We start from the raw sequence: 16,111 nt of genomic DNA on the forward strand, positions 1-16,111 counted from the left end.
TCATTGCCAAAACTGGTTAACAGAACCTTTCCTTCGCTCAGGCCCTAAGTACTGTTCCCAAGCGGCGAATACCTTCGCGGATCGTATCCTCATCCGAGTTCGAGAAACTCAACCGGATCGTATTGGCGCCCGAACCATCTGCGAAAAAGGCCCGACCCGGCACAAAGGCCAGTTTCACTGTGTCGAGCGCACGGGCCAGCAGGTCTGCCCCGTTCATACCGGCAGGCAGAGTCACCCAGATGAACATGCCCCCGTGCGGATGCGTCCACTGAACACCATCGGGCATGTTCTGTTGCAGCGCCTCCAGCATCGCATCACGCCTGGCACCATAGGCCTGCCGCAACAGTGGGATGTGTGTGTCAAAATGCGTGCGCGCAACCTGCTCAACCGCCATCTGGTTCAATGTGGGCGAATGCAAATCCGCCGCCTGCTTGACCAACACCAGTTGCGAGATGACAGGCTTGGCAGCCACCACCCAACCAACGCGCAAACCCGGAGACAGCGTTTTCGAGAAGCTGCCGCAATAGATCGTACGGCAGGCCTCGATCGACCCTTTTCGCGCCTGTTCCAACGCCAGGACCGGAGGGATCGCGTCACCCTCATAGCGCAGAGCCTGATAGGCGCCGTCCTCGATCACCGCGATATTCAGATCATCGGCAAGATCCAGCAGGTATTCTCGACCACGCAGGTCAACGGTTTCACCGGTTGGATTTGCGAAATCAGGCGACAGATAAGCGAATTTGACCGCGCCCTCGCCTGCGGCTTCGGAATATTCGGCGGCACCTCTATTGCCATTAAGCATGAGACGGTCGAACCGGGGCTCATAGGCATCAAAGGCGTTGATCGCCCCCAGATAGGTCGGCCAGCCGATCAACGCAGTATCCCCTGGCGACAAATAGAGCTTGCCCAGATAATCCAAGGCCTGTTGCGATCCCGAGGTGATCAGGATGTTATCGACACTACAATCGACGCCGATCTCGCGCATATGCTGCACAAGCCATTCGCGCAATGGACCATAGCCCTCGCTGACTGAATATTGCAGCGCCTGCGGCCCAGCATTCAAAGCGGCCTGACAAGCTTGGGCAAAGGCCTCGGTGGGAAACAGGTTTGGGTCTGGGATGCCGCCCGCGAACGAGATGATTCCCGGCTGATCAAGAAGTTTCAACAACTCGCGGATTTCCGATGCTTTCATCCGGGACGCCCGCGTTGCAAATAGTTTCTGGGTCATCCTTGGCCTCCTCCTGCCCTGTTGCGACCTACCCTAGGGGCAATTTCTTTAATGTCAACATTGCTGACCTAAATTCAACTCCACCCCCCTGCTTGAACCAGACCCGGATACGTGGTCATATGAATTGACCAATTTCGAAAACGCGCCGCCATGCCCTTCCAAAAGATCCAAACTGAAAAGCTGTCCATTGCGGTGGTCAAACAAATCGAGTTGCTGATTCTGCGCGGGATCCTGCGCCCCGGAGAACGTTTGCCTGCAGAACGGGAACTGGCCGACCGTCTGGGCGTTTCACGCCCCTCACTGCGCGAAGCGATTTCTGATCTTCAGCATCAGGGTTTGCTGACAGCCAAGGCGGGGTCAGGAATCTATGTTGCCGAAGTCTTAGGCTCGGCTTTTTCACCGGCTCTGATCCGGTTGTTCAGCAGCCATGACGAGGCGGTTTTCGACTATCTGTCCTTCCGTCGGGACATGGAAGGGCTTGCAGCAGAACGCGCGGCAAGACTGGGGTCGGAAAGCGACCTGAAGGTCGTACAGGCGATCTTTGACAAGATGGAAGCCGCCCATGCCCGCAATGCGGCCGAGGAAGAGGCCCATCTGGATGCGCAGTTCCACATGGCCATCATTGAGGCCAGTCACAACGTGGTCATGCTGCATATGATGCGGTCGATGTTCGACCTGCTACGACAGGGTGTCTTCTACAATCGGCAGATGATGTTCCGGCAGCGTACGACGCGAGACGCCATTCTGGATCAGCACCGGGAAATCAATTCAGCGCTGCAGGCACGCGACCCTGAGGCTGCGCGCGTTGCAGTCCAGGAGCATCTGGGCTTTGTTCGCATCTGCATGGAAGACCACCAGAAAGCCCTGCGGAACGAAGCCATTGCGCAGCAGCGCCTGGACCATGAGACAGGACAGCACTGATGTTCATTGGGCACCTACCTGGTGCGTATCTGGTCTTTCGCACTGCGACGCCCGGATTGGATAAAGCTGCGTTTGCCGCTGCGATGATTGGTTCCATCGCCCCAGATATCGATTTGCTGTGGTTCTATTTCGTAGACAATCGCAGCCACCACCATCACGAATACCTCACACACCGCCCTCTGCTTTGGCTCGGCATCCTGACGCTCGGCCTGCTGCTGTGGCTAAGATTCCCGCGCGCAGGACTCATTACTGCAGCCTTCGGCGCCGGGGGTCTGGTGCATATGACCTTGGATTCGATTGTTGGCGAAGTGGCATGGGCTTGGCCAATTTTCGAATTCACCCACCCGCTGGTGGTTGTTCAGGCCACGCATTCTCATTGGATTTTATCTTTTCTAAGCCATTGGACCTTCAAGATCGAAATCGCAATCACTCTCCTGGCGGCCTATGTGTGGTGGACCAGCAGGCGCAAGAAACAGCAGGGCCTTGAGGGTTAAATTCCGTTCAACCGCCGCTTAAGACTGTGAACCCACAAATTTGGCCGTTTCATTGCCTTCGGGTCCTGACTGGACAGCGACGGAAACAACCCTTCAGCTTCGGTCCGAGAGCGCAATTCCAACGGCGTGTCCAATATCGCCCCGATCAGGTCATCCGACCGGCTCTGCGCCTGACGCTCGACCTCAATCGCCTGAAGCATTTCCGCATGGTAAGCCTCAGCCGCTTCGGACCGCTGGCCCTTGCGGAACCGGAAAGCCCCAACCTGAGCATGCACGGGCACCAAATCGGTATGTCGCGAAAACCGCAGCCATAACTCTCCGTCGACGGCAAGCTTGAGGTTCTCGTTCAGTTGGCCCCCGACCTGATCCCATAGGTCACGCCGCCAATAGGTCGATTCCTGCTGAACCCACTGATAATCCCCGGCAAGCAGTCTTACCCGTGAAACAGGCTTTGGGCGCCGTACAGTCAGGACATTGTCTTCCTCGTCAATGCACGTGACCCGCCCGGTCATCCAATTCATGTTTTTGTTCAACGCAAACAGCGATCCTACCGTGGCAAGGCCGCCGGGAATAAGAACATCGTCCGAATTGATCCAACCCATTACGTCGCCCGTGGCCACTGCAAAGCCTTTGTTTACAGCGTTGGCCTGCCCGGTATCCGGGCCCGAGATGATATGTGAAAACGCATCGCGGTACTTTTCGACCACCTCCATCGAACCATCGGTGCTACCGCCGTCCGACAGGATCAGGTCCAGCTTGGGATATTCCTGCTCGAGCACAGAGAGGATTGTCCGTTCGATGAAATCGACGCAGTTCAGGTTGGGAATAACGACACTGATCGTCGGCAATTCGGTCATAAAGGGCTCTTATCCAGTCCGGTTTCGGCATATGCCGTCGCACGGGCGCAAAATTTGGTTGGAGTGTTTCCGAATATGTAACGCAGACAATCGGTCCCCGGTCAAATCGGGAAGCGGGGCGCGAGATTCGCAGCCCAATGTCCGGACCCGGCAGATGTGCTGCCGGGCCGGAATTGTCTTAGTGAAGCTTTTCGTTCACATCCGCAATGGATGCGTCGATCAGCTTGTTGGCCTGCGTGGCGGTCATCTGCTTGGCCAGCACAGCATTGGCTGCAGAAATAGCAACGGTGATGGCCTGATCGCGGACTTCCTTGACAGCCGACGCTTCAGCCGAAGCGATCTGGTCCTGCGCGGTCGCCAGACGGCGCGCGATGGATTTCTCCAGATCGACCTTGGCTTGCTCAGCTGCCAGAACCGCATCTTCCTTCGCGGCGGCCACGATGGCATCCGCCTGACCCTGAACCTCGCGTTGCTTGCGCTCGTACGAGGCAAGCAGGCTGCGCGCTTCTTCATGCAGGGCGCGAGCTTCGTCCAGTTCGGACTTGATGCTTTCGGCACGCTTATCCAGCGCTCCACCAATCATGCCCGGGACCTTGAAGTAGAACAGGACTGCGATGAAAACGATGAAGCCCAGCAGAACCACAAAGTCGGTGTTGCCAAGCGAGAAAAACGGGCCACTTGCGGCCAGCGCGGGGCTGGCGGCAGCAAATGTCAGGATAAGGGCAAGAGTGTTCCGCATGTCACTTATCCTTTTGTCTGCGCGTCAACCGCACCGTTGATGGTTTTGGCATCAGCCTCGCCACCCAGAGCGGTAACTAGTTCTACTGCCGTATCCTTGGCAACGTTTTGAATGCTTTCCAGCGCACCTGCACGGATGTCGGCAATAGCCTTTTCCGATTCAGCCGCTTTTGCAGCGATTTCAGCATCTGCCTTGGCAATCGCGTCATCCAGACCAGACTGGATTTCGGCGCGTGCTTCGGCAGCGATACGCTGTGCCTCAGAACGGGCATCGGCCAGCGCCTTGTTATAGGCCTCTTCAGCCTCGACCGCTTTGGCCTTTAGATCTTCGGCCGCAGCCAGGTCATTTGTAATGGTCCCCTGACGTTCCGCCAGGATTGCCGCGATGCGGGGCAGAGCCACGCGGGACAGGACCAGAAAGATGACGACCAGCGTGATGACCAGCCAGAAGATCTGGTTGGGGAACCAATCGAAGCAAAGCTGAGGCATACCAATCGCCGACCCATGAGAGTCAACGCAGGTGCCAGCCACCTCTTCGTATACGGGTTCTGTCGCCATGATGTCCTCCGTCGGAACGTTGTCTTTACAACAGGCGGGCCGCTATGGCTTGGGCCCACCTGCGCGTAAGGATCAGGTTCCGCAGATTAGACGGCGAACATCAGCAGCAGCGAAACTAGGAATGCAAAGATCCCCAGGGCTTCTGCAAATGCGATACCGATGAACAGGGTTGCGGTCTGCGAAGCAGCCGCCGAAGGGTTGCGCAGAGCGCCAGCCAGGAAGTTGCCTGCTACGTTGCCCACCCCGATTGCGGCTGCGCCGGAACCGATTGCTGCCAGGCCTGCGCCGATGTGTGCGAGATCGCCTTCCATGATGTTTCTCCTTACGAATTGGAAGTTTCGATGTTTGGGTATCGGACCTTAGTGCGACGGATGCAGTGCATCCTTGAGATATACACAGGTCAGAATGGTGAATACGTAGGCCTGGATGAAGGCCACCAGGACCTCAAGACCATACATTGCGGTGATCGCCAGAACGGACACGGGCGAGATCACGGCAATCGCGGCGAAGCCTGCGAAAACCTTGATAACCGCGTGGCCTGCCATGACGTTACCGGCAAGACGAATAGAGTGGCTGACCGGGCGCACAAAGTACGAGATCAGCTCGATGATCGCCAGGATCGGGCGCAGCGCCAGCGGCGCGCTGGAGACCCAGAACAGGCCCAGGAATCCGGCGCCGTTCTTGACAAAACCCAGAATGGTCACAGTCAGGAACACGGCCAACGCCAGTGGGATGGTCACGGCGAAATGCGATGTGGTTGTGAACGAGGTCGGGATCAGACCCAGGAAGTTCGCGGTCACGATGAACATGAACAGGGTCATGACATAGGGGAAGTATTTGACGCCATCCTTGCCGCAGATGTCTTCAAGCATCTTGTAGATAAAGCCATAGGCCAGTTCGGCCACCGACTGCATGCGCGTCGGGACAATGGCGCGCTTGGACGTGCTGAGCACCAGCAGGCCGATCACGGCGAGAATTGCGAAAAACAGCCACAGAGTGACGTTAGTGGGCGTGTACCAAGCAATCGCACCGTCGCCAAAAAGCGGTTTGACGATGAACTGATCCATCGGATGGAAAACCAGGCTGCTGCCTTCTGCTGCGGTGGTCTCGGTTGCCACGTTCAGTCCCTCTCGTCTTCGTCGGCCTTGTCGGCCATCTGTTTCTCTTGCGCCTGTTGTGCGCTGCGGAGCATAACTTTCACTCCGGCGACCAGGCCCAGCAATGTGAACAGCACCAGGAAGATCGGGATTGTCCCGAACAGGCTGTCCAGCCCGTATCCGATGCCAAATCCGATCCCCAGACCGGATACCATTTCGATGACCATCCGCCAGGCAAGCTCGCCTCCCGAATAATCGGCGTCCGCACGGGCCTCAGGCTTTGACTTGGCCTTTTTTGCCGCCGTGATCTTAGCCTCAAGCTGCGCCATACGCTGCTTTTGGTCATCATCAGTCACGGGCGTTTCCCTCGTACAGTCTTGGGCACGGTGCTAAGGGGCGGAGAGCGCAGAGTCAACGGCGTTGGCAGCCCGAATTGCCGCACTTTACTCTATTGTTTTTAAAGACATTTTTTCCGAGTCAGCATAGACGTGATCAGCCCGAACCACAGGAAGCGGGTACAAAGGTACGGAATCCGCATATTCAACCTTTTGGTTGATCTTTGCCCGACACCCCCTGCCAGATACGTCTGATCACGCGCCCGTCGATCAGCAGCAGACCGGCGAAGATCGCTGCCATTCCCAGCAGATGCTCGGGCCGCAGGGTTTCTCCCAGCACCCATGTTCCAAGCACCAGCGCCGAAACAGGCGCAATCAATGTCACTGTCGAGATATTGGTCGGGCCAACCTTGGGCAGCAACCAGTAGAACGCGATAAAGGCGGCGGATGTCAGCACAAACCCGATCATCGCCAGCGAGGCCCAAGTCTCGGCCCGGGTTATTTGGGGTAGTCCTTCTTGCCAAAGCGCCAAGGGCGTGATGGCCAGCGTAGCACCCGTCAATGCAAGGGCGGTCAGAACCACAGGTTGCATATCCCGGAAGGCCCGCGCGATGTTGACTGAGAACGCATAGCAGATCGGTGCGCAAAGTGTCAGAAGGATCGCCCAAAATTCGGACGACGCGCCACCGCCCAGTACAGGCAGGGACAGCACAACGATGCCGGTGAAACCGCAAACCACGCCCAAAGACTTTAACAGGGTGGCACGTTCACTTCCGGGCCAGAAATGCGAAACAATGACGGCAAAGGCCGGTGTCGTTGCATTGACGATCCCTGCCACACCCGAAGCGATATGCTGTTGCCCAAGCGCATAGAAGGCAAAGGGCGCGGCATAGCTGAGCGCACCAAATCCCAACAACCCAAACGCACGTGCCAGTGTCAGATTGACTGGCAATCGCGCCCCGATCACATAGACCCAGCACCCCAGCGCCCCAAATGCAACCCGTCCCATCGACACCGAAAGCGGCCCAAGTTCCCGCAGCAAAATGGCATTGAACATGAAGGACATGCCCCAGCCGATGCCAAGAATACAAATCACCAGCCAGTATTTTAGTGACATCCCAACCCCCGATACACATGCCGGGGCACAGTGACCTCATACCGAAAATTGTCAAACCGGTTCTTGCGCTTTAGGAAAGGAGTATGTCCAACGATCTCGATACCGTTTTTGCGGCCCTTGCCGACCCCACACGCCGCGCCATCCTTGCGATGCTGCTGGAGGATGACATGGCGGTGACGGATGTCGCCGAACCGTTCGAGATGTCGCTTGCCGCGATTTCAAAACACCTGGTGATCCTGACCAGAGCCGGTTTGATCAGCCAGGAAAAGCGTGGACGGGTGAAGTGGTGCAAGCTGGAGCCTGACGCGCTGCGATCCGCATCCGTCTGGATGCAAGGGTTCGGGCAGTTCGAGCCGGTCAATCTGGACGCGTTCGAACGATTTCTTGAGGTTGAACTGCCCGCAGCCGAGGAATGATCCGCCTACCTGACTACAAAAACAGAGACACTGGCATGTTTCGCCAGATACCCCGCATGGCTCGAGAATATATAGTCGGTAATACGCGGCGCATGGGTGCCGACGACGATAAGGTCAGCTTCGATTTCTTCGGCAGTCCGTGTCAAGTCACCGTCAACTTCGGCGGCGACATCAACCGAATGGATATTGCGATACGCCACTTCGGTCCCGCTGCTTTCAGCCAACTGTTTGGCAAAATCACGTAGGTTCTTGTCAATCGCAGCATCTGACTGAACAGGGTCACCCGGTTGGGTGCCGGTGACACTGACCAAAGTAATCTTGGCCCCCTGCCATTCGGCTATAGCTGCTGCAACTTTGGCGGCCTTGCGCACCTCGGGTGGCAGATGAAGATCAACCGGGATCATGATATGACTGTACATGGGACGTTCCTCCTTGGCCTGAAGCATAGAGAAACCAGAGGGTGCCAGGCCTTGATCTGCCTCAACACCGTCGCCCGCTTGGTCAAACATTGAAACGGGCTAGCCTTCCTGACTGTATTCAACACCGGTCACGACCCCCGAAGGGTCCGCCCGACACAACCACGGGGCCTGGGCCCCGGTAACGGAAACCGTCGTGACCGACCCGCCCGGTTCGGTATCGGTGGACAATGCCCGAACATCTCCGGGCCGCGTTCCGGTTTCGGCTGCCACCAGCGCCTCGCAACTGGCTTGTAAATCCGTTTCAGATGACCCGGCACAGGCGCCGCAAACCACCAATACCATTATGGAAAGAACTGGTTTCATGTCGTCCCCTTGGACGTTTCATATTCTGGTCTAGGGCCAAGCCTGACACAATTTGGTCGTTTCACAAGTTCAATCGGCTTGCGGCAAAGGACGCGCGGGTTTGCCCTCCTCGGATTTCAGCAGCAAAACCAGGGCCAGGATCGTCAGACCGGCACCAAAATAGACGACAGGGCCAACCGCCTGCTGCCCCAGAGAGATTTCCCACAGAATGACCCAACTGGGAACCAGATAAGTATAAGCCATCACCTTTGCCGATGGCAGGCGCAACGTTGAATACTGAACCAGCACGAAACTTGCCGCGGTTGCAAAGACCGAAACATAAATCAAACCCACCCAGACTATCGCTGGCAGGTTCGCCCAGTCGGTGGCACGGATCTCGGACCACCCGTAGATCGTCAGCATTAGGCATCCCGCCAGAAGCGTACCAAAGGTAAACACCACTGCAGGCTCTCCACGGTTCAGCTTGCGTACAAGGGGGGTATACAAAGCATGCGCGACACAGCCCCAGAAATAGATGATTTCCCCCTGCCCGATATCGAACGCGCGCACAGCTTGCCAATCGGCGCGAAAGATCACCCACAGCGCGCCGACTGCCCCAAGGGTCAGTGCAAGCGCCATCCTTGGTGTGGTGATCTGGCGCAACAAGATCCAACCGGCGAATGCGGCCATAACCGGAGTCAGCGTAAAGACCGCTGCCGCGTTGACAGGCGGTGCAGTTTTCAACCCGTAGAACATCAACACGAAATAGGCCGCGAATACTCCGCCCAGAACCAAATAGCGCCACGGGGCTTGTGCCGCGCTGCGCGGCAGACCGGTGGTCATAAGGGCGGCACCCCCAATCACCACGGATGCGATGCCGAACCGGGCCGCGGTAATGGCTTCGGGCGCGATCTGATTGGCGATCAGTGACCCCAGCGAGAAACTCCCTGCAACCAGGGCCGAAAAAATCAGCATGGCCAGATGGCCACGCGCCTGTTGACTCATTTTGCCCAGCTCTTGGATTGCTCTTTCAGATAGGTCAGAAAGGCCTGCACCTTGGTCGTGCGATGCAGATCCACATGGGTAACAAGCCACAGATCACCAAACCACTCCGGCATCGGGTCGATCACTTCGACCAGATTCGGGTCTCCTGCAGCTGACCAACGTGGCATGAAACCGATACCCGCGCCGGACAGGACCGCCTCGCGGATACAGAAGTTGTTGGTACAACGGAAGGTGATGCGCTCGGCTGGCACGGTCTGGCGCAACCAGCGGGAAAACGGCGCTCGGCTGTTTTCGTCATCGGTACTGATGAAAGAATGATCTGCAAAGTCATCCAGGCTGCCAGGCTTGCCGTGCAGCGCGACATAATCAGTGCTGGCGTATAACCCGACCTCTTGCTTCATAAAGGACTGAACCACGTTGTCGGGCTGATCAGGCGCTGACCCGGCACGTATCGCCACGTGCGCTTCGCCATATTCCAGACGAAACAGCCGATCACCGGTCAGATACCGAACGATCAGTTCCGGGTGCCGTCGCTGAAACTCGGCAAGAACTGGCACCACCAGAGATGCCAGAGAGGACAGCGACGTCACGACCAACTCGCCCGACACGTCATCACCCCGACCCTTCATCCGGCCGATCAGTTGATTGAACTGATCCTCAGTCGCTTGTGCCACACGCAACAGGTCCTCTCCGGCTTCGGTCGGGGTGTAGCCGCGCGCATGGCGCTGGAACAGCTTGACCGCCAGCCGGGCCTCAATTGCATCAATGTGGCGAATGACGGTGGCATGATGCACACCCAGGACCTCGGCCGCGCCACTGACCGTTCCCATACGCGCCACCTGATAGGCGGTTCTTACCTCGTCCCAGTTGTCCACTGCGGTTTTCCATTGTGCAAATTCTAACAGACCCTGTTGACTTACCAGAGTTTTGTTCGCTCGCGCAACGCTCATATCGGGCCAAGACACATCCTGCACACCAAAGGAAACTGAACCATGACCAAAACTATCCTGCATATCGACGCATCGGCCCGCCGCGAAGGCTCGACCACTCGTGACCTGTCGGCACGCATCGTCAATCACCTGGGCGCTGACCGCATAATTCGCCGTGACCTTGCCACACCTCTGCCGCTGCTGACCGAAGCTTGGGTCAGCGCAAATTTCACCCCTGCCGATCAGCGCAGTGCCATGCAACAGGACCAGTTATCCCTGTCTGACGAGCTGGTAACTGAACTGCAGCAGGCCGATACGCTTGTCATAGGCCTGCCGATCTACAATTTCTCGGTGCCCGCGGCGTTCAAAGCCTGGATCGACCTGATTGCCCGCGTCGGAGTGACTTTTTCGTATTCCGAAAGCGGTCCAAAAGGCCTGTTGGATGGAAAGCGCGCGGTTTTAGCCGTGGCGTCGGGTGGCACAGCTGTCGGGTCTGATGTCGATTTTGCCACCACCTATGCCAAGCATGTACTTGGCTTTATCGGTATCCATGACGTCGAAATCGTCGCCGCCGACCAGTTGGCGCTGGATGCCGAAGGTTCTCTCAGCAATGCACGAAATGCGGTTTCGCAACTGGCAGCCTGATTGACCTTCACCTCAGAAAACGTCCAGTCTGTCCTGGATACCAAATGGGCAGACTGGACGCACGCAATGAAAAAGATCGGCATTCTGGGCGGCGTGGGCTGGGCCTCGACCGTTGATTATTACCGGGCGATTGCCGAAGGCGCGGGGCGGTTTTTCGCCCAGCGCGGACATGGATCCCCTCTGCCCATCCCACCCATGACCATCGAGTCCGTGACCCAGGCTAAAACCCGCGCCCTACGCGGCGTCGCGGGCGATGAGGCCAGTTGGACCGGATTTGATGCTGTATTTCGGGAAGCTTTGTTAACTCTTGAAGCCGCTGGCTGTGACTTTGGGATTATCGCCTCGAACACACCCCACGCGCGGCTGCATGCAATCCGACAGGGCGTTACGATGCCCATTCTCAGCATCTTCGATGCAACCGCCGAGGTTACGGCCTCGACAGAGGCCACGCGCGCGCTGGTTCTGGGCACCACGGTAACGATGCAGGCGACGCACTATGCCAACAAACTGGGCGAGATTGGCATCAGCGCAAACGCCCGCCTGCCCGAAGGCGAAATTGCAAAGATGCAAGCGATGATCGACGGTGATTTCTACGGCGGCGCGTCAGATAGCGCCCGTGCGCGCCTGCTGGCCTTTTGTAACCGGTATGCCGAACACGGAACCGCAATCCTTCTGGCCTGTACGGAACTGCCGCTGGCATTTCCCGATCATCTGGACGACCCTGTGTTCGAGGCTGACGGGCATCTGTTCATCAACCCGTCCGCTGCACATGTGGCCGCGGCCCTGGAGGAGGCGTTAGTGCCCTGATCAGGGCAGCCAGTTCACCGCGCATGTAATCCGATCGAAGAAGGCCATCAAATCAGCGCGCGAGATGGCAACTGTGCGGTCGTTGACCAAGGGATGCATGTTGATCACATCGGCCTGTTGTGCGGCAGCATCCATGTAAAAGCGTACATCATTCTGCACCCCGTTGATCATCGCCAGCGGGCTGACAGCCCCAGGGCGGATGCCGAGGTTTTGCAACAGCCGATCCGCCGAGCCAAAGGACAGGCTGCCGACACCCAGCTCGGCGCCCAGCGCCTTGAGGTCGATGTCGCGGCTCTGTTCCAGCGTCACCAGATAGTTCCGCTTTTTCTTATCGCGCAGATAGAGGTTCTTGAGGCGCAGGGTACGCTCACCCGGCACAAGAAACTGATCTTCGACGCCTTTCGCATCCTCAACCGTGCGCAGCGGGATGTGGGTATGCAGCCTATAGGTCAGGCCCCACGCATCCAGCTGCGCCAACAGCCCATCGGAACTGAGCGGCAATGTGTCTTGAAAAGCGGATGATGCGTCCATGGGAACCTCCTGTCTACCTCGCTCATCGCCCAACACGGGCACGATTTCAAGCCGAGACAAACCGCAAAACGGGTGCTAGCGTGCCGCCATGAAAGTGACGCGCAACAATTCGAACCAGCTAATAGTGTCTTATGTGCCCTGGTTGACCGGCTTGTCTTTGATCGGCTTTCTTATGATCTTCGTTGCAAGCGCCGCAGGAGGGTATTTTCGTAGTGAAAATAGCCTGCTCGAAACCATTCTGATACTGTCGATAGTATTCTGCATCGTCGGGTTTATGGGACACCATTTAGTACAGCGCATTCAGGTCATTTTTGACAAACCAAGTGACACGGTCACTATTCAGCGCCGCAACGTTCTGATGACTTATCAAACCGAAACCCACAAGTTGTCCGATTTCCGCTGTGCAGAGATGCAACCGGAGAACAGCCAAGAAGGCCGCCACTCTTGTCGACCAGTGCTGCATTTTGCCCGCACTGATGGCGCGTCTTCGATACCTCTAATCAATGCGTATACCCAATGGTCAGGTCAAACACACAGTGCAATGGCCCTAATGAACCACTGGGCCAAAGTGAACGTGGTTGACTCGGACAGTCAATCAGCCTAAATCCCACCGCAACATCCGGAAGCCTCAGATCTTCCGGTCCCTTGAGTCGTTCAGGGATCGCCCCCCACCAGCGAGTTTCGCCCGTGGGGGCAATTGTGTATTTAACCGGTGTTTCTTATCTGAGAAGCGCCACCAGATAACCGGCTAAGGAGGCCGCAGGCATGTTTGAAAATCTATCCGAACGCCTCTCTGGCGTCTTTGACCGGCTGACCAAACAGGGTGCGCTGTCTGAAGGGGACGTCAAGACCGCCCTGCGCGAAGTACGGGTTGCCTTGCTTGAGGCTGACGTCTCGCTGCCGGTCGCGCGGGAGTTCGTCAAGAAGGTACAGGATCAGGCCACCGGTCAGGCTGTCACCAAGTCGATCACACCCGGCCAGCAGGTCGTCAAGATCGTGCATGACACGCTGGTCGAGGTGCTGCGCGGCGAGGAGGACCCCGGCGTTCTGAAGATCGACAACCCGCCTGCTCCGATCCTGATGGTCGGCCTGCAGGGGTCAGGTAAGACGACCACAACCGGGAAACTGGCCAAACGTCTGAAAGAAAAAGAAGGCAAAAAGGTCCTGATGGCCTCGCTGGACGTCTATCGCCCGGCGGCGATGGACCAGCTGGCGGTTCTGGGTACGCAGGTTGGTGTCGACACTCTGCCGATCGTACCGGGCCAGAAACCCGTCGATATCGCCAAACGTGCCAAACAGCAGGCCACATTGGGCGGCTATGACGTCTACATGCTGGATACCGCAGGCCGTTTGCACATCGACGAAGTGCTGATGGGTGAAGTCGAGCAGGTCCGCAACGCGGTTGACCCGCGTGAAACCCTGCTGGTGGTCGATGGCCTGACCGGTCAAGTTGCTGTCGAAGTGGCCGAAGAATTCGAAGCCAAGGTCGGCATCTCGGGCGTGGTTCTGACCCGGATGGACGGTGACGGGCGCGGCGGTGCGGCGCTGTCGATGCGCGCAGTTACCGGCAAGCCCATCCGCTTTGTGGGCTTGGGCGAAAAAATGGACGCGCTTGATACCTTTGAGCCGGACCGGATCGCCGGTCGTATTCTGGGCATGGGCGACATCGTGGCCCTGGTCGAAAAGGCCCAGGAAACAATGGAGATCGAACAGACCGAGCGCATGATGAAGCGCATGGTCAAAGGTCAGTTCAACATGAACGACCTGAAGATGCAGCTGGAACAGATGATCCAGATGGGCGGCATGCAAGGCATGATGGGCATGATGCCCGGCATGGGCAAGATGGCCAAACAGGTCGAAGAATCGGGCATGGATGATAAGGTGCTCAAGCGCCAGATCGCCTTGATCCAATCCATGACCAAGCGTGAACGCGCCAACCCGCAACTGCTGCAAGCCAGCCGCAAGAAACGTATCGCGGCGGGTTCGGGTATGGAGGTCAGCGACCTCAACAAGCTGCTCAAGATGCACCGGCAGATGTCGGACATGATGAAGAAGATGGGCAAGATGGGCAAAGGCAAGATGCTGAAACAGGCCATGAAGGGCATGTTTGGCAAAGGCGGCCCCTCGCCAGAAGACATGGCGGCAGGCATGGACCCCAAGGCGCTGGAGCAGGCGGCCAAAGCGATGGGTGGCAAGATGCCCGGAATGGGCGGAGGCATGGCCCTGCCTCCGGGCCTCAGCGGATTTGGCAAAAAGAAGTAAATGACCGCCGCTGCACCTCATATCCCCCGGCTTGAAACCGAACGCCTGATCCTGCGCGCCCCGTGCGAGGACGATTTCAGCGCGCTGGAAGCATTCTTTGCCAGCGACGCATCGAAATTCGTCGGCGGTCCCAAACGTGCGGATGAGACATGGCGGACACTTGCCCTACTGCTGGGTCACTGGACCCTTCGCGGCTATGGGTATTGGGCGGTAGAGGAAAAAGGCGCCGGCAAATACATCGGCCATGTAGGGCTGTGGTTTCCGCATAGCTGGCCTGAGCCGGAAATCGGCTGGACACTGTTGAGCAGCGCAACAGGCAAAGGATACGCGACCGAGGCGGCGCTCGCAGCACGGACATATGCCTATGACGTACTGGGCTGGGATACTGCTATTTCTCTGATCGACCCCGACAATCTGGCGAGCAGAGCCGTGGCCGATCGATTGGGTGCGCGGTTTGACAGCATCTATAAACACCCGGCCTATGGCGAGATGCAGGTTTGGCGGCATCCGGCTCCATCAGACCTTGAGAACGGTGGAGTGGAGGCATACGCATGACGACGTTCTCCATCCCGATCATCGAAACTGAACGCCTTGTTCTGCGGGCCCCGCATGCGGATGACTTGCCTGAGTTGACTGCCTTCTATGCATCCGAGCGCAGCCATATGGTTGGCGGTCCGCGGGATCAGGTGGGCAGCTGGAGCTCTCTGGCAACGCGTCTGGGTCACTGGGCGCTGAAAGGCTACGGCCTTTGGCATCTGACCGAGAATTCCAGCGGTCGCTTTGTTGGCGCGGTTGGCATCATTGATGTACCTGGCTGGGACGAACCCGAACTCGGCTGGACCCTGATGGACGGGGCGGAAGGCAAAGGTCTGGCTTTCGAGGCAGCCCTTGCAGCTCGCGACTATGCTGCGCGCCAACAGGGTTTGAATGGCGTCATCAGCTATATCGCGCATGAAAACACGCGCTCTCGTGCCTTGGCCGAGCGTATGGGGGCCAGCTTCGAGCGCGAAGGCGAAGTGATGGGCAAGCCCTGCCAGGTCTGGCGCCATCCCACGCTCGATTTATCCGAACCTGCTTTGACCACCGAAAGGACCGGCCAATGACCAATCCCGTGACTCAGGCTGCCGCGTTGCTCAAGGACCACCGCGAAAGCATCGATCGCTTGGACGCGATTCTGGTTTACACACTGGGCGAGCGGTTCAAGCACACACAAGCCGTTGGCAAACTGAAAGCGGCACACGACCTTCCCCCGTCCGATCCCACGCGCGAAGCTGCGCAGATCGCACGGTTAGAAGACCTGGCGAAAGAGGCCGATCTTGACCCCGATTTCGCCAAGGCTTTTCTGAATTTCATCATTCAGGAAGTCATCCGACACCATAAGAAACACCAGAATTGACCGGGCCGTTCCCG

At 57.7% G+C, this 16,111-nt stretch carries 23 protein-coding genes; 10 read left to right on the forward strand and 13 right to left on the reverse strand.

The annotated features are described in order from the left end of the window. Positions 1-37 precede the first annotated feature (37 nt). Entirely contained in the window at positions 38-1,228 is a 1,191-nt protein-coding gene (locus AC2FIM_RS17020; protein ID WP_496708272.1) for an aminotransferase-like domain-containing protein, read from the reverse strand. Between the two features lie 150 nt (positions 1,229-1,378). Here AC2FIM_RS17020 and AC2FIM_RS17025 point away from each other — a divergent pair, with 150 nt between their 5' ends. Next, a complete protein-coding gene (locus tag AC2FIM_RS17025) occupies positions 1,379-2,149 on the forward strand; it encodes an FCD domain-containing protein (RefSeq protein WP_142639185.1) in 771 nt (256 codons plus the stop codon). Then, complete coding sequence (locus AC2FIM_RS17030; protein ID WP_281973518.1) at positions 2,149-2,643, forward strand: metal-dependent hydrolase; 495 nt, start codon at positions 2,149-2,151, stop codon at positions 2,641-2,643. Before AC2FIM_RS17025 ends, AC2FIM_RS17030 begins: the two co-directional genes overlap by 1 nt. Here AC2FIM_RS17030 and AC2FIM_RS17035 read toward each other — a convergent pair. The 7 genes from AC2FIM_RS17035 to AC2FIM_RS17065 all read right to left on the reverse strand — a co-directional run bounded on the left by AC2FIM_RS17035 (position 2,640) and on the right by AC2FIM_RS17065 (position 7,345). Beyond that, a complete protein-coding gene (locus AC2FIM_RS17035; RefSeq protein WP_271951424.1) occupies positions 2,640-3,500 on the reverse strand; it encodes a glycosyltransferase family 2 protein in 861 nt (286 codons plus the stop codon). The two genes, AC2FIM_RS17030 and AC2FIM_RS17035, sit on opposite strands and share 4 nt — an antisense overlap. Positions 3,501-3,678: 178 nt before the next feature. Further along, positions 3,679-4,239, reverse strand: a complete 561-nt coding sequence (locus AC2FIM_RS17040; protein WP_496678750.1) for a F0F1 ATP synthase subunit B — start codon at positions 4,237-4,239, stop codon at positions 3,679-3,681. 5 nt (positions 4,240-4,244) lie between these two features. Next, the gene (locus AC2FIM_RS17045) at positions 4,245-4,796 is read right to left on the reverse strand and encodes a F0F1 ATP synthase subunit B' (protein ID WP_496708273.1); all 552 of its coding nucleotides are present in this window, start codon (positions 4,794-4,796) and stop codon (positions 4,245-4,247) included. An 86-nt stretch (positions 4,797-4,882) separates the two neighbouring features. Then, positions 4,883-5,107 carry a F0F1 ATP synthase subunit C gene (locus AC2FIM_RS17050; RefSeq protein ID WP_005981269.1) on the reverse strand — a complete coding sequence of 75 codons (225 nt, stop codon included), beginning with the start codon at positions 5,105-5,107 and terminating at the stop codon, positions 4,883-4,885. A 48-nt stretch (positions 5,108-5,155) separates the two neighbouring features. Beyond that, on the reverse strand, positions 5,156-5,914 hold the full coding sequence (locus tag AC2FIM_RS17055; protein ID WP_142639176.1) for a F0F1 ATP synthase subunit A: 759 nt from the start codon (positions 5,912-5,914) through the stop codon (positions 5,156-5,158). A gap of 2 nt (positions 5,915-5,916) precedes the next feature. Next, a complete protein-coding gene (locus AC2FIM_RS17060) occupies positions 5,917-6,249 on the reverse strand; it encodes an AtpZ/AtpI family protein (RefSeq protein ID WP_142639174.1) in 333 nt (110 codons plus the stop codon). A gap of 184 nt (positions 6,250-6,433) precedes the next feature. Beyond that, complete coding sequence (locus AC2FIM_RS17065) at positions 6,434-7,345, reverse strand: DMT family transporter (RefSeq protein ID WP_496678747.1); 912 nt, start codon at positions 7,343-7,345, stop codon at positions 6,434-6,436. Between the two features lie 83 nt (positions 7,346-7,428). Between AC2FIM_RS17065 and AC2FIM_RS17070 the strand changes: the two genes are divergently transcribed. Then, positions 7,429-7,761 carry an ArsR/SmtB family transcription factor gene (locus AC2FIM_RS17070; RefSeq protein WP_142639170.1) on the forward strand — a complete coding sequence of 111 codons (333 nt, stop codon included), beginning with the start codon at positions 7,429-7,431 and terminating at the stop codon, positions 7,759-7,761. A gap of 5 nt (positions 7,762-7,766) precedes the next feature. Here AC2FIM_RS17070 and AC2FIM_RS17075 read toward each other — a convergent pair whose 3' ends face one another. The 4 genes from AC2FIM_RS17075 to AC2FIM_RS17090 all read right to left on the reverse strand — a co-directional run bounded on the left by AC2FIM_RS17075 (position 7,767) and on the right by AC2FIM_RS17090 (position 10,402). Then, complete coding sequence (locus AC2FIM_RS17075) at positions 7,767-8,270, reverse strand: universal stress protein (protein WP_281995864.1); 504 nt, start codon at positions 8,268-8,270, stop codon at positions 7,767-7,769. A 9-nt stretch (positions 8,271-8,279) separates the two neighbouring features. Next, complete coding sequence (locus AC2FIM_RS17080; RefSeq protein ID WP_496678744.1) at positions 8,280-8,543, reverse strand: hypothetical protein; 264 nt, start codon at positions 8,541-8,543, stop codon at positions 8,280-8,282. Between the two features lie 69 nt (positions 8,544-8,612). After that, the gene (locus AC2FIM_RS17085) at positions 8,613-9,527 is read right to left on the reverse strand and encodes a DMT family transporter (RefSeq protein ID WP_271951443.1); all 915 of its coding nucleotides are present in this window, start codon (positions 9,525-9,527) and stop codon (positions 8,613-8,615) included. After that, the gene (locus AC2FIM_RS17090; protein ID WP_142639300.1) at positions 9,524-10,402 is read right to left on the reverse strand and encodes a LysR family transcriptional regulator; all 879 of its coding nucleotides are present in this window, start codon (positions 10,400-10,402) and stop codon (positions 9,524-9,526) included. The genes AC2FIM_RS17085 and AC2FIM_RS17090 overlap by 4 nt, the downstream gene beginning before the upstream one ends. Before the next feature lie 117 nt (positions 10,403-10,519). On the opposite strand from AC2FIM_RS17090, the gene AC2FIM_RS17095 reads away from it, so the two are divergent. Next, positions 10,520-11,101 carry an FMN-dependent NADH-azoreductase gene (locus tag AC2FIM_RS17095; protein WP_271951444.1) on the forward strand — a complete coding sequence of 194 codons (582 nt, stop codon included), beginning with the start codon at positions 10,520-10,522 and terminating at the stop codon, positions 11,099-11,101. Positions 11,102-11,167: 66 nt separating this feature from the next. Further along, positions 11,168-11,908 carry an aspartate/glutamate racemase family protein gene (locus AC2FIM_RS17100; protein WP_496708275.1) on the forward strand — a complete coding sequence of 247 codons (741 nt, stop codon included), beginning with the start codon at positions 11,168-11,170 and terminating at the stop codon, positions 11,906-11,908. Here the strand turns inward: AC2FIM_RS17100 and AC2FIM_RS17105 are convergent, their stop codons facing one another. Further along, positions 11,909-12,439 carry a prolyl-tRNA synthetase associated domain-containing protein gene (locus tag AC2FIM_RS17105; RefSeq protein WP_142639160.1) on the reverse strand — a complete coding sequence of 177 codons (531 nt, stop codon included), beginning with the start codon at positions 12,437-12,439 and terminating at the stop codon, positions 11,909-11,911. It lies immediately after the preceding gene. A gap of 88 nt (positions 12,440-12,527) precedes the next feature. On the opposite strand from AC2FIM_RS17105, the gene AC2FIM_RS17110 reads away from it, so the two are divergent. From AC2FIM_RS17110 to AC2FIM_RS17130, 5 genes are all read left to right on the forward strand, one after another. Next, positions 12,528-13,043: a hypothetical protein gene (locus tag AC2FIM_RS17110; RefSeq protein WP_271951448.1), complete on the forward strand. Its 516-nt coding sequence runs from the start codon at positions 12,528-12,530 to the stop codon at positions 13,041-13,043. Positions 13,044-13,204: 161 nt separating this feature from the next. Further along, positions 13,205-14,701 carry a signal recognition particle protein gene (gene ffh, locus AC2FIM_RS17115; RefSeq protein ID WP_496708276.1) on the forward strand — a complete coding sequence of 499 codons (1,497 nt, stop codon included), beginning with the start codon at positions 13,205-13,207 and terminating at the stop codon, positions 14,699-14,701. After that, positions 14,702-15,256 (forward strand): GNAT family N-acetyltransferase, encoded by a 555-nt coding sequence (locus AC2FIM_RS17120; protein WP_496732191.1) that lies wholly within the window; start codon positions 14,702-14,704, stop codon positions 15,254-15,256. It abuts the gene before it with no gap. Next, the gene (locus tag AC2FIM_RS17125; RefSeq protein ID WP_142639152.1) at positions 15,253-15,804 is read left to right on the forward strand and encodes a GNAT family N-acetyltransferase; all 552 of its coding nucleotides are present in this window, start codon (positions 15,253-15,255) and stop codon (positions 15,802-15,804) included. Before AC2FIM_RS17120 ends, AC2FIM_RS17125 begins: the two co-directional genes overlap by 4 nt. Further along, positions 15,801-16,097 (forward strand): chorismate mutase, encoded by a 297-nt coding sequence (locus AC2FIM_RS17130; RefSeq protein ID WP_142639150.1) that lies wholly within the window; start codon positions 15,801-15,803, stop codon positions 16,095-16,097. The genes AC2FIM_RS17125 and AC2FIM_RS17130 overlap by 4 nt, the downstream gene beginning before the upstream one ends. The last annotated feature ends 14 nt before the right edge of the window (positions 16,098-16,111 follow it).

This window comes from Ruegeria sp. CDSC052, from assembly GCF_059610685.1.